The 24,379-nt window shown below is 48.6% G+C and carries 16 protein-coding genes; 12 read left to right on the top strand and 4 right to left on the bottom strand.

Features of this window, described 5'->3' with window-relative positions; translation table 11 throughout:
• Positions 1-27 precede the first annotated feature (27 nt).
• Positions 28-1,944 (top strand): SIR2 family NAD-dependent protein deacylase, encoded by a 1,917-nt coding sequence (locus E2R66_RS11115; RefSeq protein WP_133230662.1) that lies wholly within the window; start codon positions 28-30, stop codon positions 1,942-1,944.
• A gap of 35 nt (positions 1,945-1,979) precedes the next feature.
• On the opposite strand, the gene E2R66_RS11110 is transcribed toward E2R66_RS11115, so the two are convergent.
• Together E2R66_RS11110 and E2R66_RS11105 are read right to left on the bottom strand one after the other, a co-directional pair.
• Positions 1,980-3,569, bottom strand: a complete 1,590-nt coding sequence (locus tag E2R66_RS11110; protein WP_133230664.1) for a tetratricopeptide repeat protein — start codon at positions 3,567-3,569, stop codon at positions 1,980-1,982.
• A 104-nt stretch (positions 3,570-3,673) separates the two neighbouring features.
• Complete coding sequence (locus E2R66_RS11105) at positions 3,674-7,882, bottom strand: NACHT domain-containing protein (RefSeq protein WP_133230666.1); 4,209 nt, start codon at positions 7,880-7,882, stop codon at positions 3,674-3,676.
• A 549-nt stretch (positions 7,883-8,431) separates the two neighbouring features.
• On the opposite strand from E2R66_RS11105, the gene E2R66_RS11100 reads away from it, so the two are divergent.
• Positions 8,432-8,896 (top strand): hypothetical protein, encoded by a 465-nt coding sequence (locus E2R66_RS11100; protein WP_133230668.1) that lies wholly within the window; start codon positions 8,432-8,434, stop codon positions 8,894-8,896.
• A gap of 98 nt (positions 8,897-8,994) precedes the next feature.
• On the opposite strand, the gene E2R66_RS11095 is transcribed toward E2R66_RS11100, so the two are convergent.
• Entirely contained in the window at positions 8,995-9,681 is a 687-nt protein-coding gene (locus tag E2R66_RS11095) for a hypothetical protein (protein WP_133230670.1), read from the bottom strand.
• A 62-nt stretch (positions 9,682-9,743) separates the two neighbouring features.
• Positions 9,744-10,259 carry a hypothetical protein gene (locus E2R66_RS11090; protein WP_133230672.1) on the bottom strand — a complete coding sequence of 172 codons (516 nt, stop codon included), beginning with the start codon at positions 10,257-10,259 and terminating at the stop codon, positions 9,744-9,746.
• 129 nt (positions 10,260-10,388) lie between these two features.
• On the opposite strand from E2R66_RS11090, the gene E2R66_RS11085 reads away from it, so the two are divergent.
• The 10 genes from E2R66_RS11085 to E2R66_RS11040 all read left to right on the top strand — a co-directional run bounded on the left by E2R66_RS11085 (position 10,389) and on the right by E2R66_RS11040 (position 24,335).
• Entirely contained in the window at positions 10,389-10,901 is a 513-nt protein-coding gene (locus E2R66_RS11085; RefSeq protein ID WP_133230674.1) for a Pycsar system effector family protein, read from the top strand.
• Between the two features lie 2 nt (positions 10,902-10,903).
• Complete coding sequence (locus E2R66_RS11080) at positions 10,904-11,677, top strand: adenylate/guanylate cyclase domain-containing protein (RefSeq protein WP_133230676.1); 774 nt, start codon at positions 10,904-10,906, stop codon at positions 11,675-11,677.
• Between the two features lie 2 nt (positions 11,678-11,679).
• Positions 11,680-12,690 carry an adenylate/guanylate cyclase domain-containing protein gene (locus E2R66_RS11075; protein WP_133230678.1) on the top strand — a complete coding sequence of 337 codons (1,011 nt, stop codon included), beginning with the start codon at positions 11,680-11,682 and terminating at the stop codon, positions 12,688-12,690.
• A gap of 231 nt (positions 12,691-12,921) precedes the next feature.
• The gene (locus tag E2R66_RS11070) at positions 12,922-16,323 is read left to right on the top strand and encodes an NACHT domain-containing protein (protein WP_133230680.1); all 3,402 of its coding nucleotides are present in this window, start codon (positions 12,922-12,924) and stop codon (positions 16,321-16,323) included.
• 3 nt (positions 16,324-16,326) lie between these two features.
• Positions 16,327-19,299, top strand: a complete 2,973-nt coding sequence (locus E2R66_RS11065) for a hypothetical protein (RefSeq protein WP_133230682.1) — start codon at positions 16,327-16,329, stop codon at positions 19,297-19,299.
• The gene (locus E2R66_RS11060) at positions 19,256-19,996 is read left to right on the top strand and encodes a hypothetical protein (protein WP_133230684.1); all 741 of its coding nucleotides are present in this window, start codon (positions 19,256-19,258) and stop codon (positions 19,994-19,996) included. Before E2R66_RS11065 ends, E2R66_RS11060 begins: the two co-directional genes overlap by 44 nt.
• A 223-nt stretch (positions 19,997-20,219) precedes the next feature.
• Complete coding sequence (locus E2R66_RS11055; RefSeq protein WP_133230686.1) at positions 20,220-20,600, top strand: hypothetical protein; 381 nt, start codon at positions 20,220-20,222, stop codon at positions 20,598-20,600.
• Positions 20,597-21,505, top strand: a complete 909-nt coding sequence (locus E2R66_RS11050; RefSeq protein WP_133230688.1) for a hypothetical protein — start codon at positions 20,597-20,599, stop codon at positions 21,503-21,505. The genes E2R66_RS11055 and E2R66_RS11050 overlap by 4 nt, the downstream gene beginning before the upstream one ends.
• A 78-nt stretch (positions 21,506-21,583) precedes the next feature.
• A complete protein-coding gene (locus E2R66_RS11045; protein WP_133230690.1) occupies positions 21,584-23,509 on the top strand; it encodes an AbiJ-related protein in 1,926 nt (641 codons plus the stop codon).
• A complete protein-coding gene (locus tag E2R66_RS11040; protein ID WP_133230692.1) occupies positions 23,496-24,335 on the top strand; it encodes a hypothetical protein in 840 nt (279 codons plus the stop codon). The genes E2R66_RS11045 and E2R66_RS11040 overlap by 14 nt, the downstream gene beginning before the upstream one ends.
• Positions 24,336-24,379: the final 44 nt, after the last annotated feature.

The following is a 24,379-nucleotide window of genomic DNA, read 5'->3' as shown; positions in this document are numbered from 1 at the left end:
CCTTTAAACTTATTCCCATAGATCAATTTGGACTTAGCTGAATTATACGACCTTATACGCAAAGAACCCGTCTGCCTTTTTATCGGTTCGGGTTTTTCCCTCTATACTGGCATGCCATCGGCTTACCGGCTGATTGGGTTGCTGCATGACTCACTCACGCCTGCCCAGCAAAAAAAGATCCGTAAGACCGAAGATCTGCGCAAATACGCCCAGGACTTTCAAACCTTGTTCGGCCGCCCTAAACTGGTCAGGGTCTTACAGGAGCACTTTGACATCAAGCCTGCCGATACGCATGTCCACGACATGCTGGGCAAAATCGCCTATTTCAAATCGATTATTACGACCAACTATGACCGCCTGATCGAAGATGGCTTTGGGCAACGGGCAACGGTCATCGTCAATAACCAGCAGGTATTCGGCACTAAAAGGGCCAAGACCCGAATCCTGAAGATCCACGGGGATATCCGGGACGGCAAAAGTATCGTCATCACGTCTGGAGACTATAGTGACCAGTACAACCGCATTTTTAAGGACCCCTTTTGGGCAACTGTAATAGCCGAGACTGCAGCCCAGCACATTATTTTCCTGGGATTCGGCTACGAGGATGAGAATGTCCAGGCCGACTTCGATTATATCGAGAAAAAACTCAAAAATAAACTCAAAAAAAGGGTGCTTATCAGCCCGGGCGTTGACCCGGTTAAGCTCAAACGATACCGTCAATTAGGGATGCAGCACATATCAGCTACCGGGGAGCAGTTTGTTAACGGCCTGGTTGAAACGCTCAAGGCTCACGTGAAAAACGATATGGAAGATGGCCTAGTCGACCAGCAAACGGCAATGGATTTTATCATGGCATTTGATCTGACCGTCAGCATCGAAGCCAGCCTCAACCATACACAACTCATCGATATTAAGCGCTCGGACGGGCCAACGCAACATAAGCTGCAGATCAGCACCGCCGACGAAGAATTAAAATCGGCCCTGCAAAAGTTCACTACGGGATACGAGGTCAGGCAGCTACAAATAGCACCGGAACAGCTTACCAGCTTTGATTTCCTCATTGAAGGGTTCAGGATGCTGGACAAGGATTCTTTGGGCACACTCAACGTCATCCACCATCCAAAATATGAGGGCTTTGTTAAGGTCAGGTTTCCTGGTAAATTATTTGCTCTGCATAAAGTATACTGTCGTTTGTTCAATAACATCCCGGGTAAAGTTCGCATAGAGATCGAAGTAACCGGCTTTGAGGCGGTGTTTAACCTGGAGTTCAAGGACAACCGGATCGAAATGACCTTTACCGCACGTGAACCTGAATTGCCTACGCCGGTCAATAAATCATATGAAGTTTTCCGGGCGTTTTACCTGCTATTTTCCGGTGAACTTATGGAGATCGTGGCCAAAGACGGTTCCATTTATAAACACAGGCTTACAGCTCAGGCACAAGCCGCCGAGTTCAATAAGCAAATGACCTTTTTCCATTCGCTGAAAAAGATCGAAAAAACATTTGACGTAAAATTCGACCCGGTGAAGATCGGCAATGTCACGGATGATGACCGTGAAAAAATAGCCAAACTGCAGGCGCTGATCGGTCACGGCTATTATGCCATTAAAGACCCGACTGGCATCACGATCGAACAAATGCCGGATTCCAGAGAACTATTTAACAGCCTGGGCGAGTTAATACCCGGCACCTACGTTAGCCTTGTGACCAAGAGCCACCGGGAAATGGACCTGTTCGGCAAAACGCTGCTCATGGGTAACGAGCAGGTGACGCTGCGGGACCCGGCTGTGCCTGTGCTTGATTTTCAGGCGCTCCGCATGCAGCTCATCCCCTCCGATCACATTGTGATCTACCATTATCAAAAATTTGGTTTACAGAAACTGGCTGGGGCACAAAGCATTTGGCCGGAAACTGGCGATGAGGGGGAGGAAGATCTGATCTGATGGTTACTGATTGTCCGTTAAGCCGGTCGGTCAGTTCAACCTTTTCCTTTGTTTTTTAGGTTTTCCAGCCACTTTAGCGCATTGATCGTATGGCCGTGGCCGGGGCCGAGCGTCCGCAGAAAGGTATTTACCGCCTTTTCCGCATAATCAAGGGCCTTTTGTTCGTCCTTTAAGTCGCCATAGATGGTAGATAGATCCTGGTAGCAGGAAGCAACTTTATCATGATTAGTTCCGAAGCAACCCAAGTAAATAGCCAATGCTTTACTGGTATAGGAAATAGCCGCCTCGTTGTTGTCCAGGCAAAATAAAACGAACCCGAACTGGTAATAGGCATTGGCACTTTCCGGATGTTCCTCCATTTGGAGTTCTTTATAGATCGAGATTGCCAAGGCTCCAAAATCATGCGCGAATCTCAGGTTGCGCAACTGCATGAATAGCGCCGTCAAATTACAGAAGGTATTGGCAAGCGCTTTCTTTTTTAACGTACTTTCATATTGCTTATAGATCTTGACCGATCGATAATAATAATGTAAGGCATCCTCATATCTGCCCAGATTCTTATACGCGAGCCCTATATTATTTAAGCAACCGGCGATCTCGTCCTGTAGATCTTCATTTAGCGTCTCAAAAATTTCAATAGCTTTCCTGAAATGCTCAATTGCTTCGTCATATTCGCCCAACCTGTCATAGGCCCAGCCTATATTCAAATAGGTTCTGCCTAACATCGCGGTATTTTCAGTGATATTGTTCGTCAGGATACCTAATAAAGTGTTGTAATGAAGGGTAGCCTGCTCATATTCGCTGACGACCACACTGGCATAGGCTAAAGCGTTTAAGTAATGAATATTGTACGGCTGAAGTTCAACAGCATGTTTGAAATTAGTAAATGCCTCCTGGTACTTCAGCTGCATTTCCTGGATCAGCGCCAGTTCGTATGACTTCTTGGCGATACTTTCATTGCGTTCTCTGGAAGGCGCCGCCGATTCGGCAAGTTCCGCTGTGAGTGTGGCTTCCGCTGTTTTCAGATCCCCTTTATCAACCAGATCCCTGATGTTGCGCTCTTCACCCGTCTCTTCGCCGACACTGGTATTAAGCTGGCGGTATTTTTCCTCCATCTCCCTGAAACGTGCCTCTTTTTCTGAAAGCAGGATCTCTCTATATTCGAGTTCCGTCAGCAATTGCTCGATCAGCGCTTGTGGAAGGCTGGAAGAGTTCCTGATGTCATGCTCAACCGCTTCGTCCAGTCCCAATTTCATAAAAGCACGTTCGATCAGGGCATCGTCCGGGTAAAATGGCGCGCGCTGATAAAACTGGTCATGAGCTGATTTCATATTGGTCAGGACCTGGACCGTAAATGACGGATTTGTATCGATTTTTTTATGATGGTTCGGGCACAACAGCAGCAGGTTTTCGAAACTTCTCCGAAAGCTATCCTTCGATGATTCATTGTACCTGGCCCAGCCTTTTTTTGCAGCTTCGATATGACAAATAGCACCAATGATATCATTATCTTGATCGACAATGAGCGCATCGCATTTTTCGCCCTTGTAGTTGAAAGCACAACGATTCCCCGACAAGGCAAAAAGCTTTTTTATAGTAGCTAATGTCGGCTTGGTTTGCGCCATAAAAAGGACCGGATAGTGTTGTTATTGAGTTTCGGCGGTTAAATTTAGAATATTATTTTGATAAAATCTGCGCTAGGCCGCCGGCCTTGTCAGCCATCCCAAACTTATTCGGAGAGTTGCGCTAATTCCTGTCTGATGATTGCAATCGTCGGTTCCGGGTGGCTGACCACATGGTAGGCCTGCGTGATCTCGTCGCGGTACCGCTTGAGCCAGTATAAGGCCTTGGCATCCTGCTCTGCGCCGATCAGTATATTCATTTCGGCGATTATACGTGGGTAAGTCGCCGGATAGGCTTTGACGATCATGAGCAGTAGATCGGCGATGAATTCGCTGATCAGTTCACGGCTCCGACGCCGCTCCAAGCGTGCTTCAGGGGCGACAAATGGCGCCATCGTCAGCAGCAGGATGTCAAGCACAGCGCCGGGATCCATTTCCAGGATATGCGGCACAATGGGATCGATGATGTTTTGGAAGGGCGAAGCCAATTGCTGAAGCGTTCGTTCTGACCAAAACCGCAGGCCTTCGATCCGCCCCATAGTGATCAGGTTATGCGCTGCGGTCATCTGATGGTAAAATGTGCGGCTCGTATCTGCCAGGACATCCAGCATCAGGCTGACTACCGCGTCAGGTTGCGTCTTCATAAATTTATCCAGCAAGAACCATTCCCAGGAAATGTCGTTGTCAGGTATCGTATAGGGCGGCGGAGCCAGCATATCTGCAAAATCATCGATATCTCCACCAAGTGCCAGGTATTGAGCCGTCAGGTTACAGCGGGCAGACCCGGTGAGGAACTGGTTCTCACGGATAAAATGGTACAGCATGGGCAAGCATTCGGTGTAATGCATTTGTTGGCAGATCCCGAAAAGTGTTTTCTGCACATAGGTGGCCAGGTTCATTTGCAGATATTCCATCACTGCATTCAGTAACCGGTCCGGATCGACCCTGGCCACAATTATGCTCGCGATGCTCGTTTGGGAATTATCCAGTCCGCCCCGGAAATCCGCCGGCAACATTTTTAATAGCTCGTCAGCCGTCATCTCCGGCTGCACCCGCAGGTACAAACGGCACACAAATTCCACATTACGGTTGAATCCTATTTGACCGCCGGGCCCATCAGTAACAGTATGGGTAAAGTCCAGTTCCGCCACTTTTTCATGCAGCCAATTTACCGCGAATGCCCGGAGTTCCGGATGGATATACCGCTCGACCAAGGGTGTTTTTTGATCGTAAAGCCGGTAGAAAGCATCAATTTTATATAAGGTCCATTCCTCCTCTGTGGCGATCAGGCCCGCAAAATAATGTTCGTCACGCGGCACGGCATCGGACTCACGGCGCAGGAGCTGCAAGACGATAGATTGCTGGAAGGCCCTTAGTTTATAATCACTGTAGTCATGGAGGTCGTGCTTCGTGATCATGGTTAAGCCCAGTGTCGTAAAAATAGCAGCGATCTCCTGTAGATAAAGGGCTTTATCCAGCAGCATGGCCTGGTTCTTTTGCGTATAGCTGTCCCAGTGCGCCTGGTAATTGAAATCCTTATCGGGGATATGGAATTCCTGTTGAAATTCGCCAAGCAAAGCCTGATAAAAATATTCAAATAAGGGCGGGTTAACGTGGCTCAAAACATTCCGGTAAATAACCATCTGCGCCTGGCTGATCCGCCGTTGTTTATACTCTGCAATCAGGAAATCACAGGTCGCTTCCTCCGCCAGGGGCATGACCTCGCGCTTTGCGGGATCTTCGCGGTAGGCACGGTAAAATTGCGTCGAAAGGCCGCCATTCTGCCGGAAAAATTCCAGTACCGGGCTCAGCCATTCGGCGTAAATAGTGATCGCGCGCGCACGGTCATAGAATTGGTAAACCAATTCGACGAGTTCCGCGTCATCCGGAAATGCTGCTGATGCCTTTTCCAAGAGTTCCTTAAACTCCGTGGCATCTATACGGACGTCGCTGCGGTCTTCCAGCGAAAGGGCGTCCGGATCGGTCAGGGCGTAGACCAGCAGCCGGCGAAGCGATGCCGGCCGCTTTACCTGCAGCAGCAGCACCTGTTTAAGGAATTGTGCGGAGCCCAGCAGGTTCATATGGTTTTCCTGGTGCTCGAAAAAAGCGAGCGTGCCGATCAGGAACTCCAGATAGTGTTCGAGGAAAGGCTTACCATTCAAGAGTTGGATCAGGGGTTGGCGGATATCCGGCAGGTCCAGGTTGAGCGGCAGGGCGAAGATGCGCTCAAAGAACAATTGGTCTGTTATCTCTAGCCTGCCAAGGGCATGAAGGGCATTGATTTTGACGTGGTCATCAAAATCTCCAACAAGAAGTTCATAAAACAGCGTTTTTAGCTGCCCGGCGTAGAGGTAAGGTTTTCCGCAGCATCCCAATACATCAGCGCCGTTATACGCATACCAGCCACCGGCATCTGTCAGCATCTCGCTTTGAAGGTAAGCGATCATGGCGCTATCCAATGATATGAAATCCATCAGCTCTTCCAGTGAAAAACTGGACGATGCGTGTAAGGCCTTATTTTGCTGCCGGTAACGGGCCAGGATCTTCTTGAACACTTCCAGCCGGGCAGCGGGTAAGATCCGGTCCTTTTCAAAGCGTACCAGCAACTCCTCCTGTTCGCTGGTTAACCATTGCAGCAGGCCCTGGAACAATGGCCCTTTTGTATCAGCGATCAGAAAGAGAAAAGACAGCATGTTGACGAACCGGGGCTGCACTTTCGTCCGGTCATACGGATAGGTGACCAGCTCGCGAAGGTCCGCCATAGGTAGCGACTCCAGTATTTTAGCGCAGAGGTATTCCTGCAGGTTCTTATGTTCAAATGACCAGGCGTCCTGTGCCGATGCATGCTTGTTCAGCAGAAAGAAATGCTGGATCAGTTTGAGTTGGGCAGGGTCATTGATCAGTTCGGACATCTCCACACCGCTCAGCGAAGACCTGCCGAGCCGCGTCATGGCATAGGCGATCTGCTGCGCCAGCTTAAAATAAACAGCGCGCCGGACACGGTCGCCTTTTTTACGATTATCGGCATCGAAACGCTCGAACAATATATGCTCGAACAGCTGCGCACGAGTCGCCGGAAAGTCCTCGGGACTGCCATGAAAGAACCGGACCAGCCGGGCGAGGTAATAAGGGCTTTCAACGAATTCCTGGAAGCGCGAGGCCTTGATCTTCGCCCGGAAGACATTAGCCTGCTGGGGGATGTTGCGTTTCAGATATTCATCAATATCGGCCTGGTTGAAAGGTTGCAGGATCAGGATCTCAAAACCGCGCAGCGGCTGCATGACCAGGTCATAGAAATTAAAGCGCGTTGAAACAACGATACTGGTCTTCGGGCGCGCCTGCGTGAACTGGTTCAAATGATTGATAAAGGTCTGCCAATGTTCCTCCCGGATCTCGTCCAGTCCATCCAGGATCAGCAGCAGCGCGTCGTCTTGGAGATCGCGCCAGTTGGGTTGGTGCAGGTTCAGCAATTCAGCGACCGGCTGGCCCTCATAATCGGAAAGGTAACTTTTGACCGGGAACAGGTACTGATTCCCCTGTGCGAACCAGGCCGCCGCATGTTCCAGTTCAATAGTTTTCCCATAACCGGCCGTACTCATGACCAGAAAATGCCTTTTGCCGGCGCGGCTGTTCCGGGCGATGAGCGTGGTCAATTCCAGGTGGCGCTTATTCAAAAACAGGTGCGCCGGGTGGTCGGCCGATTGCCGGTGATCCTGGTAGGTCACCAGTTTACGCGGGATATAATTGGGGTCGAGGGGGTAACCGGGTTTGTCGAGGCGCCGTACCGAGCGAAACCAGGCCTGGTATACCTCGCCGTAAAAAGCGGCCGCAATATCCAGCCCGAAATAACGGCTGACCAGGTGCGGCGCAGGATGGTTCCGCAATTCGGTTGATAAGCCCTTCTCGTCCCAAACGATAAAGGCCACGCCGATCTGCGCCAGCTTATCACGAATAGCCTGTAATTGTTGTTCATGATCGCGGTGCCTGCCGAGATCGAAATTAGTACAGAGAATGAACTCATGGCTTTTCCCGGCAAAATCACCTGCCATAAAAAGATCGACAAGGTCATCGAGATCCTTTGGGCTGAGATAGTTTTCCAGTTTGCACTGAGCGCTGATGAGGCGACCATCAGGCCCGCCCGTCGCGTAACAATCTATACCGTCCTGTAAACTCCCCTGGCCGAGGTAGTCACGCGCATCTGTAATACCGTACCGATTAAATAGAATATCCGTGCAGAAAGTTTGAAAGGACGTCCAGTCCAGCACCGCCTTAAAGGGAAGTATTGACAATAAAGGATCGATAACTATAGCTTTCATGGACATCTGCGAAAAGGCCTTTGGTCAAATGTAACTAACAAATACCGGCTTTCAAAAGTGGTAGCATGTCGCAAAGTAACCGGCTCATTTCTTTTAACTGCAATGAGGCATTGCCTGCGGCCCGCGCTGTCCGCTGTATCTTTTTTTCCTGAAAAAGGATGCCGCTGCCATCGAATCTAATGCGGCCCTGCCTGCCGGTCAGGTTAGCTGGTGCGCACCAAACCGCAGGCCACGCAGCAAAAGCCAGCCGCACGCTTTGCCGTCGCGCAACCCCGATCGGACGGTAGCGCTGCGCTATACCAGCCGATCTTACGCGCCCAGGTTCCGGCCTGGCCTTTGCCTTTACCCTTCAACGGTTAGTCCATGATTAGATTAAAACAGGCTTTCCAACCATTTCAGTTTTTTAACCGCAAAGGTAAAGCCCCCTGCGCCGCCGTCAAGGGTACATGAAACCCCGCGCCTGGGCCCTTGACAACGGCGCACCGCGCTTTTTAAACCCTTCCTCAATCAAAAAAACAAATCACCGTCTATATCGGGGATAATCACCTGATGGCCTATGAAAGCGGCATCTTTCGGGAAATGATCACTGCGGTCGAAGCAAAGGATCGACCTCAACTCGACTGGTTCCGCAGTTTTGGTGATACTTTCAGAACCATCACTATGAATGTGCATGCCTACCGCAAAGGGCTGGAATTCGGTTTCGCGGAGATCAGTTTTGACAAATATGGCTGGTTTAGCCGTCCCGCTTTTTTGGAAACAGAAGAGTTGTCATTTGGCGACAAAAGCCGTTATGGCAACCATAGCCTGATCTATCTCGGACGCGGTGCCAACCATACTTGGACCTACGGCATGAATTACAGTTTTGGTGTTGCCGGCGGCTGCTATGGCTTGTCTGTGTATGGCAAACAATTCAGCACACGTCAGGAGGCATTGACCGTTGCACTAAATGAGCTTAAAACCATTATGACCAAAAAATCGGCAGCACCGACACCACCAACGACAAACAACCGGTGATCCTAGCCACACTTCGGGATATTGAAAACACGCGGGTCGGAATGGTTCAATTAAGCTTGTTCTGATGAGCTTATTGATCACATTAGTTTGTGTTGATTTTAACCTTCTTTCTTCAGGTTATTCAGGTCCAATTTGTCTCCTTTCATGTTATGCACCGAGATTATATTCCTTCCTGAAAATTGTACGTTCACGTAATGTGCCTCCAGAAATTGCTGAAAAGCGGCACGGTCTTTCGGCCGGCTATCTGTTTGCCGCTGTTCTTCGGGGGACAGCTTAGTCTGACGAACGATAGCCGAATTGAAGAGTTCTGCTATATGATCGGCAAAACTGGCCACGGTATAAAAATTAATGAGGATATCGTTGATGAACCTGATATTGAATGTGTAATCTTTACCGCCCTGTCTGATCGCAAATTGTTCTTTTTTATATTTCAATTCCAGCCCGCGCGCTTCCAGGACTTTTCTAACGTATCCCACATCCAGAAAACCCAGGATTTGAATATCGCTTTCCTGAACCGGTATCCTCAATTCCAATGGTAAAGGAACATTCAGAAATGGACGGTGGAACGTGGTTTCGCGATCCTGCTCAACAAGCCGGCCTGTTCCGGCAAGTATCGGCATCTCAAAATTCAGCGGAACGATCTTTTCCTTTAACCAGTTTGGGAGGTCGTCATCGACGGCTTGTGCAATATAAAATAATCCGAGCTCCGCCAAACGGAACCCCGCACCGTTAGCAAGACAATCCCGGATCAGCGGTTCAAGAAGGTCATAGTGGTAGGCGGGCATTGCCGAGATCTCGATTGTTTTTGTTGGCCTGGTTCCCTGATAGAGCGTTTCAAAACCGGTGGCTAAGAATTTGGTGAGCCAAAAAGTTTAGAGAACTGCCGCCCATTCCTCCCGGATAACATTTGTTCGGCAGTTGGACGCTCCGGAATCGAGGTCTTGATCTCGATGATCCGGATCTCATCATCTCCAACCACTTCGATGATGTCTCCGATAGTAATGCAGCGGGTCAGGTCCGCAAATAAATAAATGCTTGTTTGTGCCCTTGAACGGTAGCGAGCCATCGTCTGGAGGTAATCACCCTCCTGTCCGATAAGGGAGGTCCTGACCGACTCATACCGCCCGAGCTGGCGAATGGTAAATTGAGACAACAAAGCCCAAACCATGGCATCACCAAGTGCATATAAGCGATCCAGATGATAACCCCAGGTGTCCTTATTCCCGCCCAAGCGAATCTGCAACTCGGCCTCGATGATACGCTTTGCCAGCCGCACCTGCAAATTAAACAAGTGGGGCGGTGATGCAACGTTATCAAAACGACGGTATAAGGTTATTCGCTTTCTTTTTAAAGCCTTTTCCATGAATCAATTTTTATAGAATGAAGTTTTATGATGTGTCTAAAGTATTGAAATCCAAATCTTCAGCCGGTTTGAAAGAAACGAATTTCAGGCGAATATTTCGTACCTTTCCTGCTTTCTAAAATCAAACAAATGTACGAACCTAAACATTCAGATCGCTATTGGCAGATACTCCAGCTTAACATTGAATGGCTGCGTTTTTCAGAAACTAAAGCTACGCTCGTGTTGACGGTCTACGGCGTTATTTTTACAATGGCCTACGCGAATGCCTCATCCGTATTCACTTCCTTATCGGGTTCCGGATGGTTATTGTTCCTTGTGTTCTTTTATGGTGCATTGAGCCTGACCTCTATCGTCTTCGCCTTTTTATGTGTGAATCCTGCGCTAAAAAACAAGAATTCAAAGTCCATTATTTACTTTGGGCATATCAAAAAGGATGTATCCGAAGCTACCTACAAAAGACGTGCGCACTCCGTCATTGATGATGAAGAAAAATTTACTGATGAGATCACGGAGCAAATTCATGTGATTTCCAAAATCGCCTGGAAAAAATACCGCAGTGTTGGCTGGGCACTAAGATTTTTTATAGGTAGTCTGATCATCCTGATCGTATCCGTATTTTTATACCTGCTGCACAACTTATAAGCATGGCTAATTTTGATCAAATCCGGAAATTCAATTTGAATTATGGCAAGGCTAGCGCCATCACAAGATCGGCTGATCTTGTTAACCTGAATGAAGCATTCGATCCGGCAACCATTGAAAAAGGTCTTGATAACGCCTTGGCCAACTTGGGACCTCATTTTTTAGGCTGCTTCGAATACGGCTTGCCGACGGACGTTGCCCTCATATTCGTTGATGTTTGCAGTTTCTCGACCAGGTTCGGAGACCTGTTAGGTGATGAGATCGGTGATTTTTTTGATGCTTACTATGATATCGTCGTCCCGATTATTTATAAGCATGGGGGCGAGGTTGAAAAAATAATCGGTGACGGCATCATCGCCGTGTTTGGCCGGCCTTTTTTGGATGCTGACATCCCGAAATGTATCAGGCAGGCGGCTAAATGCTCAAAAGAGATCATCCGTACTGCCGTCGATACGCAATACTCCAGCAAGATCGCGCTGCATTCCGGCCCGATCACTTATTATCAAAATAAGACCGGGCTATATAAGGAATTTACGATGATCGGTAGGCCCCTGACGGAATTGTTCCGGCTGGAAAGCATCTCCGAGGATGATTGCGTTAACTATTATGAAGGCACTCCCGTCAACGAATATTTTCAAGCCAGGACGCTACCATTAACGGCATCGGACAGTCAAAGGGCTCAAACGCCCTGGTGCCAGTATTCAAAACCTATCGCCGGCCTTAAAGGCGTAGCGTTCACAAATATGTCCTATATCCGCTATCGCCAAAACCTTTAATTATGTCAGCAAAATCGATCATCACAGAAATTGAAACGGATGTCTCCGATGTAATTAGTACCCAGTTTACCTATACGAATACTGCCGAAGTACCAAATGCGAACGATGCAGGCCTTAGCTATGAAAGATCGAAAGAAAAACGTGGTAAGAACTTAGAGACCTGTGTACTTTATGTCGATATCCGGGACTCGATCGCACTGACGGAAAAGCACAAGTCCATTACTATGGGTAAGATATATACCGCGTTTACCAAGGCCGTCATCAAAGCCGGCAGAGAACATGGCGGCCATACGCGTAATATCATCGGCGATCGCGTGATGATCGTATTTCCGAAGGCGAAATGTTTTACGAACGCTGTAGAATGTGCGGTGACCATCAATCACATTGCCAAATACGTACTCAATGCAAAGTTCAGTGGCGTGGATTTTAAATGCGGAATAGGTATTGATTACGGTGAATTAAAGATCATTAAGGTCGGCATCCAACGAAATGGAACCGAAGGGCCGGAAAATAAGGGACTGGTATGGGCAGGATATCCCGCCAATATTGCATCAAGATTGACGGACCTGGCCAATAAAACTGTAACAGAAACTTATTATACCGTCTTAAGAAATCCGATTAATCCAAGAGCTATTAAATCTACTTACACACCATTGTATAGCTTTCTCGGTCATCAAAAACCGGACACTTATGATCCAAAGGCGCCGCTCTATCTTACAACAACCGAAACAGTGGAAATGACAGAATCGGAGTTTGCTCAAAGTTTCGCCATGTACACGGACCCAAAAATGGGCCATTTTACAACTGGTGGCAAAATGATATCCTTCGAAAGAAAAGAACGAACGATTACTTATCCGCCTATCCTGATTACTGAAAAAGTCTATAAAGGTTTACTTACTGAAAACCCCGGAGCGTCTATAGGCAAAGCTCACTTTTGGACAGCGCAAAAACAAAAAATACGTAATGTCGACACTAAAGTTTACGGCTCCGGTATGATCTGGCAATTCTCCTGAGAATCCTGGGTAACCGGTGTATTTTACGTGTATACACAAGGCCACCATTCATTTCGTTACAGTAGTTTTTTTCTACGGAAAAGACCGGTCGTTAGAACTTTTTTTGAAGACTTTCATCACAATCCATTCAACGCAATTTTAATAGGCGCTACGCCCTATACCTTGTGCTGAGGTTCTTTAATTTCTCGTTAATTGGTGCTCACACTAATAATTGGTAACTTTCTTTTTTTTATGTCCTCTACACCGCAAACCAAACTCACCGATGCAGCAGAATCGAACGCAGGCGATAACTATCACTTGGTGTTTGCCGTACGTAAAGCTTTGGAGCTGCTGAACTTCTCGGCAGATGGTTTGAAGGCCTTAAGCCTGGAAGGCGTAAGCAAAGACGATGAGAAAACATTTGACCCGCAAAGCCTTTTAGGTGTTGACCTGACCGAATATTACGGCGGTCAGAACCTGGCGGCGGCAAAGACAGTTATCATCAGCCAGTTGAAATATAGTACCCGCCACGCGGACAGGGCCTGGACAGCAGCAGAGCTATGCAAGGGTAAAAAGCGTGGAACGGCAGCATCGGTGATGGATCGACTGGGTAAATTATTTTCCGAGCTCCTCAAAAATCATCCTGCCCAGGTCAAAAAGGTCCGCGTCAAACTGGTTAGCAACCGCCCGGTGTCCACCGATCTGGAACACCTGGTAAATACCCTCAAAGCCGGGAAACCGCCACGTTCCTTCGCTACCTATAAAAACAAACTGAGCATTCCCGATAAAAATATTGCAGATCGCATTCACAAAGCGTCAAAACTCCCAGCCGACCAGATCCTGGCCTTTTTGGCGGCACTGGATTTTTCGGACTGCGGCTCGGGATCATCGCTCTACCATACAGAACGCTCTTATGAAGCGATCGCCCAGTTGGGTGACCTTGACGGCGCGACCCAGTTCGCAAAATTGAAAGACATGGTCGGTGACCGGATGCTGCCCGCTAATAAAGGTAAGCATACCCTATATGTAACAGACGTCCTCTATAAATTCAATTTCAGCGAACTCAGCGACCTGTTGCCGGTCAGGAACAATATCGAGATCCCCGAAAAACTGGTCGAACGGGAACAGTTGAATGACCTGCAAAAATTGATCATTGCACCGGCAACAAAAGTGATGGGGCTTCACGGCCATGCGGGGATCGGCAAATCGACGATAATGCTATCCATCGATGCGCTGCTGCCGCCGGGTTCAAAAAGTATCTTGTTCGACTGTTACGGTGGTGGTGCCTATAATGACGCGGACGACCGTCGCCATACGCCGGAATATGCCATATTGCAACTTTGTAATGATCTTGGCTTGAAATGCGGAACCCCCTTTCTATTGGTGCGCAACACGAATACCGGGCATTTGCTGAAGGAATTGAAAAAGCGACTGACCGAGGCCGTAGCCTTATTGCAAGCCGTCAGCCCCGCTGCGCTTTTGGTACTCCTAATCGATGCAGCGGACAACAGCGTTTCCGCGGCTGCGCAATTCCATACGGAGTGTTTCGTCACCGAACTGGCACGAATGGGTTTACCCGACGGCTGCCGGGTGATCTTTTCTGCCCGCACCGAACGCCTGCCGACCCTTAATTTACCGGCATCGGCGCCTACCTTTCAGATCCGGCCGTTCACTATCCAGGAAACCATCGTCTTTCTGGCTAAACATTTCTCCGGTATACCACCGGAAACAGTGACAGACTTCCAGCAGCTCACTTATGGCACGCCGCGTGTGATGGCCTATGTTTTGGAAGGCGACGGTACCACCCTGCAGGAAAAGATCGAATTTCTGAAACCTAACGGGAAGACACTCGATCAGCTGTTCGGGCAGCGTATCCAGGAAGCCCAGCTGCGGGCCGGCGACGCCGACTCGATCGAACGGTTTCTTCGTGCGCTGGTCGCCCTGCCCAGCCCTGTTCCGGAGTCCTTCCTGCAAGCGGTGAGCGGTTTAAGCAACGACCTGATGACCGACCTGCGGGTAGATCTTTGGCGCGGATTGGTTTATGAAAACGGCGTTTTTCGTTTCCGCGATGAAGACTTTGAGACCTTCCTCCGGACCACCTACCCGGTTAGGGCAAGTGATTATAAGACCATTGCCGCGATCCTGATCAATGAAGCCGGCTCGAATGATTACGCCAGTATTCACTTGGGTAGTATGCTGGCGAACGCAGGTGCTAAAACGGAACTTGTCGATATGGTGATCAACAGGAAATACCTCGAACGGCCGGCGGACCCCATCAAAAACAAAGAAGTTTTTATCGAAAGGGTACGGCTGGCCATGAGGTTGACCGATCGGGCGGACCTTGACTTTTTTAAACTCCAGTTCATCGCCGCGGAAGCTGCTAAATCCAACGAACTGATCGAAAACATACTGATCGGGCATTCAGAACTGGCCGCTGCCTATGGTGACCTGCAAACCAATCAAAAGCTATATTTCCAGTCCGGTAATCCACGCTGGTACGGACCGGCGCATTTCCGTAATGCCGCAGTATTTTCCCGGGAAAAGAGCACCCATGACCTCGCCCGCCAGCATTTGGAAAGGGCCCGCGACTGGATGAATTACCGTTCCCGCCTGAAGGACGAGGAACAGGATGACTACGATTTTAGCGGCAAAGACATTGCTTACGCGGCCGAAGCGACCTTAAGAGTGAGCGGCATCGACCGCTGCGCGAAATTCATCGATAGCTGGACACCAAGGTCCTTTGGATCTGAGGTTTTCGAGGAGCTGCTTAAGCTGCTGATCGCTTCGGAAAGTAACCAACAACTGAATAACTGGCTGCGCAAATTTCCATTGCGGGCCGACCTGCGGATCGCTGCCGCATCATTGTTCTTTCGCTATGGCCTGAAAATTGGTTTCGAATGGCGCGACATTTTCAAAGCACCTGAGAAATTTACAAGGTTAAAGCAAAAACTACCCCTCGATTTCCAGTTTAAACTGGTGAGTTTCCTGGAATATGCTTTGAACAACGGCATAGCCTACGCGGACGCTCAGCCTTTCCTTTCGCTTATCCCGCTCGTTTATCCTGACCGTGTCCCCGGCTTCTTTCATGGCCATGACGATAAAGAGGTGGCTGAACTGGACCTGCTGTTCCGGGTAAAAGCCCTGCAAATGTACCTGGATAATGCATCGTTCTTATTGGCGGACCTGTACTCCGAACGCTTTAGAAAGGCATTAGCGGCGAAGGATCAAAAGCGGGAAAACGAAGAGCAAAAAAAAGAGATAGATCGGGTTTACCGGCATTTACTGCGCATCTATGATGTGCGTGCAAAATTCCTGTTGGGCAAAAGCAGTGAAAAGCTGCTTGCTGAGGAGGTAAAAGCGGTCGTTAAAGCGATCGGGGATGACTGGGAACTGCGTTATTATCATGAATACCGTTATCTGAGGGTTTATGACTTCATGCTGCAAAAGCTTTCTGATATCATCTTCTTTACCAAAACGGAAAAGGTTTTGCAAACGATCAGCGAGGGATTCGACCCGAAAAAAACAAATAACCTGGATGCGCGCCTTAAGCTGGCAGCCAGGTTGTCCCATCGCAGGAAATACGATGACTTTATCTTAAAATACCTCCAAAGCATTGAACAAACTTTACAAAGTGAGCTGTTACCCGGCAGCTAGGTAGTGGATTGCTACACCCGGGCAACCGTGATCGCCAGCCGGGTTTCGAAAAGCGACGGCAAATATTATTTCGATCAGCTGGTAAAAGCGTCCGGCGAAGTTGACGAAGAGGCTTACGACCAGATCAGGGCCATTGATGTCATCAGTCAGGGCTTCGATTTCCGCAAACCCCAACTCGCATTCGACTTCGCGCGCTATGTTGAATATTGCTCACTAAAGCTCGGTGACGGCGAAAACTTCCCTTGGGACGAGGCTGTGAGTGCCATCGGCGCTATCGACGCAACTTCGCTGTGGCCCATCCTTAGCAGGTGGGATCACCGGAATATCCGGAAGCAAAAAGAACACATCGCGATGGCCACTTTGATCAGCCTGGAGAAAAACATCATCAGCTATCAAACCGCGGCAGCGCTGATGCCGGTCAATCCTTATTTTGTCTATGGCGTCAAAAAGCTGGCGGGACCGGTTATTGAGAAGGCTAATGCAGAAGCTGATACCCCATTTAAGAATGTCTTTATCCGTGATCTGATAGCAGCTACGAAGATCCATAGTTCGCCGACGACCAGTTATGATTACGAAGAAAAGATTTTTGAATTGATTAAGGACGGCAGATTCCTCGACCGGAATATTATCGCGGAAGTTCGCGATCATATCGCCGCTCTCCAAAAGCTAAAAGCGACCACCAGGTCAAAGGAACCGCAATACCCGCGCATCAAAAGAGCACCGCTCAACGCGCTGTTCAGAAAACAGTTGAAAGCCGTGAAGATCAATGGCGATCTTGACCTGCAAGAAGTATTACGATCCCTCCGAGCGGCAGCCGAAAAGAAGAATGCCTACCTTAATCTTGACGACGTTTTCGCCGAACTGCGCAAACTTTCGCGGTCCGGCAACGAGCAGCATTTATTAAATGCGCTCGCGGTGATGACAGACGAACATATCAACTACTCGGAATTCGAAGATCTGGTCAAAACAACCATAGCCGAATGGGCGCACCTCCATGTTTTAAAAGAATGGAAAAGATCGGCCTTCGGCAACATCGTTGTAAATTGGTTCCCCGTTCTGGCGGCATACCGGTCCATTGAGCACAGCTCGCTGAGAAGTTTGCAAGAGATCTTCGGTGCCAGCGACGCGGAACTGGCAGCGGTCATCAACCGCCATTTCCCGGAGCACCTGGATACCCTGCCTGCAAACGTGTTATATAACCTGTTCCGGCTGACGCTGGTCAGCCTCGATGCGAACGGTAGAGATCTGTTGTTAACCTGGATCGTCACGCGTTGGAACGAGTCGGTGCCAGACGATATGGGCGACGGGATCTGGTCAGCCGAGTTTGCCCCGCCAAAAGAAGAAAAAATACTCATTACGAACTATCTCGAATACCTTTTGGGACATCCCGTCAGGAAGCTGCGCTGGCGCGCACAGCACGCGCTCCGCCGCGCTTTAAGCTATAAGCAAACGATGCTGATCGACGAGCTGATCACTAACTCGCGCAACCCGGCAGCAACTGCTTTTCATTATCGCCGGTACACCTTTTTTTCTTTATCAGCACGCTTGAATCTTTATATCGCGGTCGAACGAATGGTTAAGGAGCAGCCGGATCAAATGCAGCCGTTTTCAGCAGCACTTCTGTCAGAACTGACCAACAACGATATACCGCACGCACAGATCAAGTTTTTCCTGCGATCCGCCTGCCGGTTCCTGGACAAAAAGTTCCCGACGATCTATACCGCGGAGGAAAAAAGCGCGATCCAAAAAGAACTGGCCCCGCTGAAACGAACTGAAAGCAGCCGTATTCCGGGCTACTCGCGGCGCCGGCGTGACAATAAAGCGGACGGGATCCGCTTTGATTTTGATGATACGGATACCATCCCATATTGGTACGAATCGCTAAGCGATGCGCTGAATGTATCGATGCTGGACCTGCTGACCGTGATCGACTATTTTATCACGGCGCAATGGGGCTTCACGGGCGACCCGTACAAACTGGATCATGTCAAATCTGATTATGGTAATACGCAGAACGACCATGGGGCCGAACCCCGGGTGGAGAACCTGCGTAGGTATTATGAATATCATGGCATGTTCTGTGCCGCATATGAGCTGTTGAAAAAGCGAGGTGCCAGTAAAAATGCTTCGCGGGAATCCTGGGAAAGTTGGATAGCCGGCTGGGGCCTGGCCTGGCCGGATCAATGGCTTGCCGATTTGCGCGACCCTATTCCATTGGAGCCACGTTTCTGGACCGAAAAGCAACCCGGCAGCGAATGGGAGTTCAGCGTGCAACCTGAAGACTTTCATGAACGCGTGCGGATTAGCCCGAATGAGGTGTTCCTCACTTTAGAAGAGGATTCCCACGTCTATTTCGGCAAGGACAAAGAACATGTGCGGATCGAGTCTGGTCTTGTCCACCCTGAAACCGGGCCTGCACTGCTTGCCGCGCTGCAATCCGATCTTGGATTTGATAACTATTTGCCGCATAAAGGGATCTTCATGGACGAGATCGAGGATGAACTGAAAGACCTGCAAAAGAAATTTGTTTTGGAGCACCTTAACGTTCAGGTTAATAATGAAAACGAGGGTATCGACGATCGCGATGCCTTCTTTAGTGACTATGACAAGTTCCGCCAAATTCCATCGCCCATGGTCGTCAACGTTTTGGGCCTGACAATTAGTGACGATAAGCGTACTGCCTACCAATCAAAAGACCCGGCAGATCCGCTTACGCAATTTGAGGTCTGGAACAATACGACGAACGACCAGCACTATGATGATTTTAAGACTTCCGGTCGCCGCTTCGCTATGAAGAAAGCTGCATTACTCGAATTGCTCCAAAAAAGAAAACGCTGTCTGATCGTTCATTGCCAGATCAGCCGTGACCTTGACCGGAAACGGTCCGGTGAGTATATGCCGGATTATTGTTTACTTTATTTAATTTATCCCAATGGAATCGCCCATACCGTCACAGGAAGTCATCACATTAGGTAAAAAGATCGCTGCAGAACTTGCTAAGCACGACCGAACCTCGCCAACCATCAAATGGGTTAGCCAGTACTTGGCTGAGCTGATTCATCGCGCAGAAGGAACCAAAGACGAAGCAGAAAAAGCAAAAGCTGAGCAGGTCTGCGTCGATATTATCCTGAAACTTTGGCGGCAAAAATCGGTTCTTCCTCACGGCGCACAGCCGATGAGCGGGCTACGTGACGCACTTGACGTACTAAAGGCACTCAAAGAATATAAACCTACGACGCCCTATTGGCAATTGGGTCGTGATCTGGAAACCTACTCACCCTTTGGCAAATTTGTTGCAAAAATGCGTGAGGACCATGAACTGACCTTTAAGATCGTTGCACACCTTGTTCTCGCCGGGGATGCCCTCAAGCGGGAAAAGGAATGGGCCAAATTCCCCAACCTCCTGTCTGAAGAAGAAAAAACGTTGATCGACGAGCTTGATTGGTTAGTGTCCCAATACAGCGCACCTGCACTCAAAAGTATCGCTTTGGAAATCGGAGATTTTGACCAGCCGACTGCACCGGAAGACCGGATCAATTTGGCATTTGACAAGATGGCTAAATTATATAAGGAACAGCTAGCCACCTTGGAAAATTTAAGAGCTCACATGCTAAAAAAGCCATCAAAAAAATCGGCAAAAAGCCCGGCAAAAAAAACGAAGCCCGGGAAATGATTTGGTATACGAGCACTTGAATCTTGGAAACGGCGATAAATCCGTTCATCCCTCGGAATAACTGCCTGTTCCACTCCACTATTGTCGGGTGAAGTTAATCAATCAAATAATTGATCTGCAAGTGTCTAATTCCGGGCCCTTTAGCATTGACAGATAACCAACTAAGAAATTGCGTAAATTCGTGTTTTATCTGATCAAATTAAATAAGACTAACCTTACCATTATGGCAACACGCAGGAGTTCACCCACACAGCCAAACCCAGGTCATTACACCATTAAGCATGAATTATTCTGGACGGTGCTCCTGGGTTTAGCAATACCCTTGCTATCCGGTATCTTCTATGTCGGCGAGCGCATCGGCAACGCCAGGAACGATATGGGGACAAATGAGATCAGGGAAACAAATAAGCAACTGAAAGACTCGCTGGTCAGGAAGCAGGCGGTTATAGAACGCATGAAGCATGTCTCAGATTCGGCCTTGAATATCATTGGACATATGCCCTATGACCAATTAAAATTAGATACCGCGCAATTTCATAAAGTACAGTCCACAATTGAAGCAGCCGGAGCAGCCTTATATTTAAACATCAACTACAAAAAATGATAGACAGCGATTCGGAGTTTAAATCACTGATCGAAACCGTCAAAAAGATAGCGGAAGCAGATCATGCGCAGGATCTGCTCAGTTTGCTCGCCAGGTCAGAAATCACCATCCGCCAGACCGGCTACGACAACTGGAACGGAGGTATTTATTTTTATACCGTGTTTTTGGCGGTGGAGGTGTCCAAATTCATCGAGGTCCGTAACGATCTCGACCACTGGGAAAAGATATTGCTGGAACATTTTCAGTTACCGGTCCGCCATCTCGAGAGTGAAGAGATCAGCAGGGTAGCGCTGGTACCCAAATCCGCGATCGCGGTAACTCCAGAGGCTAATCCCGGCCGTCCCTTGTCGTCCGCCGAGACGAAAAGGAAAGAACTGTTGACGCATTATCTCGATAAAGTAAGTGAGGATGAATTGATAGAATTGATCCTGATGCCTTTATTTCGTCATTTGGGCTTTCAGCGTGTAACCGTAACCGGCCATAAAGACAAGCAGCTGGAATTTGGCAAGGACGTATGGATGAAGTTCGTACTGCCGACACAGCACCTACTGTACTTTGGTATACAGGTGAAAAAAGGGAAGATCGATTCCGCCGGAATTACTAAAACCGGAAACAATAGCGTTGCAGAAGTCTATAACCAATCGCTGATGTTGTTGGGCCTGGCCATTTTCGACCCTGATATCGGCAAAAACGTTTTGGTTGACCACGTGATTATCCTTGCCGGCGGCGAGATCACCAAAGCGGCCAGGCTCTGGCTCGGTTCACAGCTGGATGCCGTTCAGCGAAGGCAGATCATCTTCATGGACCGGGAAGATATCCTCAACCTGTATATAGTCAACAATATTCCGCTTCCGGCAGGTGCATTTCCGCCTGCCGAGCCTGAAGGCGACGACCTGCCGTTCTAGTATCGACTGGTCATCGTTTGAGGCGGTTACGTAAACTGCGAAAGGAAGCTTATCTTCGTCCATCCGACCTTGACATCAATGGAACAGCTTTCCGATCAAATCAAACTCAAAATATTACAGACGATTCTCGCCCAGCGTGATTTTCTCGGAGTTTACAGCAACAGGGATGAAGGTATTATTGATTTTCTTAACCTGATCTGGCCACTAAAGGAACTGCCTTCTGATGACTCGCGATACAATGACGCCGAGGGGGACGCCTATCAGCACCTGGTCAACAACAACGACTGGGAATACGATTACGTTTTTACTACGCGCTTCGACCTGCTTGGCCAAGATGAGCAAAAATTCATCAAATTCCTGGAGGCAGTGGTCAGCCCAGGGGTTCGCGGCGACCGCGGCCAGGTCGTACGGTATGTCTCGCTGATCAACCAGATGCTTTTGCAAACGCAGGTTATTTTGGTGCTGATGAGCTACAGCGACGGGCTGCCGGTATATGGTGTGCAAACGCGGCAGCAAGTCAGCGACCGGCCGCAGGACATTCCGCCTAACCAAATACCGTTCTTCCATTCGCAATCTACTGCTACCAAAACCTACCCGCATTTTTACCTGAGCCATGACAAGTGGGATGATTACCATCACCGTACGACGTTTGGACTCGTGTTCGTCGCAAGTAAGTTTAATACGACGAAAATCGGAGGTGTAAAGATCATGAAAAGGGATACCCTCATCACCGCCGAAGCGTTACCGGATACTTTCATTGCACTACCGGAGGATTTTTGCTCCCTTGGCCAGGAGGAAGAATACTATGCTAACATGGTCAGCAATTTTCGGGATATGTACCAGAGCATCTTACTGGCGCTTCGGGACGTGGCCTTATACCCAAAAATCCAGGAAGCCTTCGAATTGGACGATGTCTATAAGACTTCGTTGATCCGTTATAATGAAGCGGAACAGCTGGCGCGCACCATTCGGTTCCGCCTGGGCGGTTACGAGCCGGGCGATTGGTACAAGTTCACCTACCGCTATACGCTACCGTACGCGAAGGAACCCCTGGACATAACCTTTGATTTTGATACCGAAGATTTCGTCAAGCACCGGGTGTTCGCATTAATCGGTAAGAACGGCACAGGAAAGACCCAGGTGTTGAGCACACTGGCAAATGAGCTTTCCAAGACCAATCCCGATAATCTATACCCGCGCAAGCCATTATACAGCAAGGTATTTACCGTGTCATACAGCATATTTGATCATTTTCAGATCCCGGAGAGCGACGCGGCATTTAATTACGTCTATTGCGGCATCAAAAAGCCCGGCGGCGGTTTTCTGTCAGAAGAGGAAATTATGGAGCGCACCTTGAGCCAGGCGGAAAAGATCAGCTATAAAAGCGTGACGGTCGAATGGCGGTCGATCCTTGCCAACTTTGTTCCCGGGGACCTTTTGGCCGAGATATTCACGGGGAGCGCATCCCGCACCTTATTCCAGCCACAAAACTTTGCTGCTTTCTACCAAAAATTAAGTTCCGGTCAAAATATACTGGTATTGATCATTTCTGAAATTTTGGCGCAGATCCGGTATAATTCCATGATACTTTATGATGAGCCGGAAACCCATTTGCATCCGAATGCCATCACCCTATTAATGAATACGATCTTCGATCTGGTGGAGCAATTCGATTCCTATTGTATACTCGCCACTCACTCGCCGTTGGTAATACAAGAGATACTCGCTCGCAATGTAATTGTTCTCGAACGAGATCAGGACGTAGCTTACATCAGGCAGATGGAGCGCGAATCGTTTGGTGAGAATTTGACAGTGATTACCGAGGACGTATTTGGCAATCGTAATATTGATAAACATCACCTAAGCCTGATCCGCAGTCTGGTGAACGAAAACGGCAACTACGAAAGCATAGCGGAAATGCTGGCCAGCAAAAACCTACCGCTGAACCTGAACACCAGGCTTTACATCAAAGGACTAATCAAGGAGCGCGATGAAGAATCTTAAACCGTATTCCGGCGATGGCTATTTTTTCTATCAGCAGGCGCTGGAGGCAAAAAATTCGGACGATCTGCGTTCACGATTAGCAGCGGTAGCAACGGAGCTGGAATCTACTTATAAAAACTATGCTCAGCACTTTGACCTAAACCTCCTCGAGTCGTTGAACCCGGATACCGCGTTCTCAGTGCATAAGGCTGACTTGTTATCCCTGTACAGCTATCAATTCAAAATTGTTAGAGACCTACGTTTAGAAATCCAGCGACAACAGCCTCAAGTGGTCCGTTTCACCTGCCAGCACTGTACGCTGACCAGCAATGAATCCCTTGACCACTTCGTTCCCAAGGATGAATTTCCTGAATTTGCTATACATCCGCTGAATCTGTTACCCATATGCATGAAGTGCAATCAACACAAATCGCATGTCTGGCGAAAAGCCGGGGTAAGAAAAGCGCTGAATCTATATTTGGACCGCTTACCTGATGAACAATATCTTTTCGTAGATGTCAAGTTTGATAAGTACAGCGAGATCGATTTAGAGTTTTATCTTGAAAAACCAAAATTGGTATCCAAGGCAATGTTTGCGCTGATCGAATCACATTTCGAGAGCCTTAATTTATTTTCGCGTATGCGTGAAAAGGCCATACCGGTTATTTCGGAATTAATAAACACAGTAAGTTCGCGTTTGGGTAATCTTTCCTATCCCGAGATTGCTGCGGAAATTAAAGAAGCGGCAAACAGTAATAGGCGCGAATTCGGGGCAAATTATTGGAAAAGCGTGGTCGAAATCGAACTGCTAGACTCAACTCCATTTTTGAAACTATTAGACCTTTAAGCGGCCTTCACGAGATCCTCTCGTAACGCTCACGTCGGTTTGAG

Source organism: Mucilaginibacter psychrotolerans (assembly GCF_004519315.1).
Taxonomy (GTDB): Bacteria; Bacteroidota; Bacteroidia; order Sphingobacteriales; family Sphingobacteriaceae; genus Mucilaginibacter; species Mucilaginibacter psychrotolerans.
This window is presented reverse-complemented; position numbering and strand designations above follow the sequence as displayed.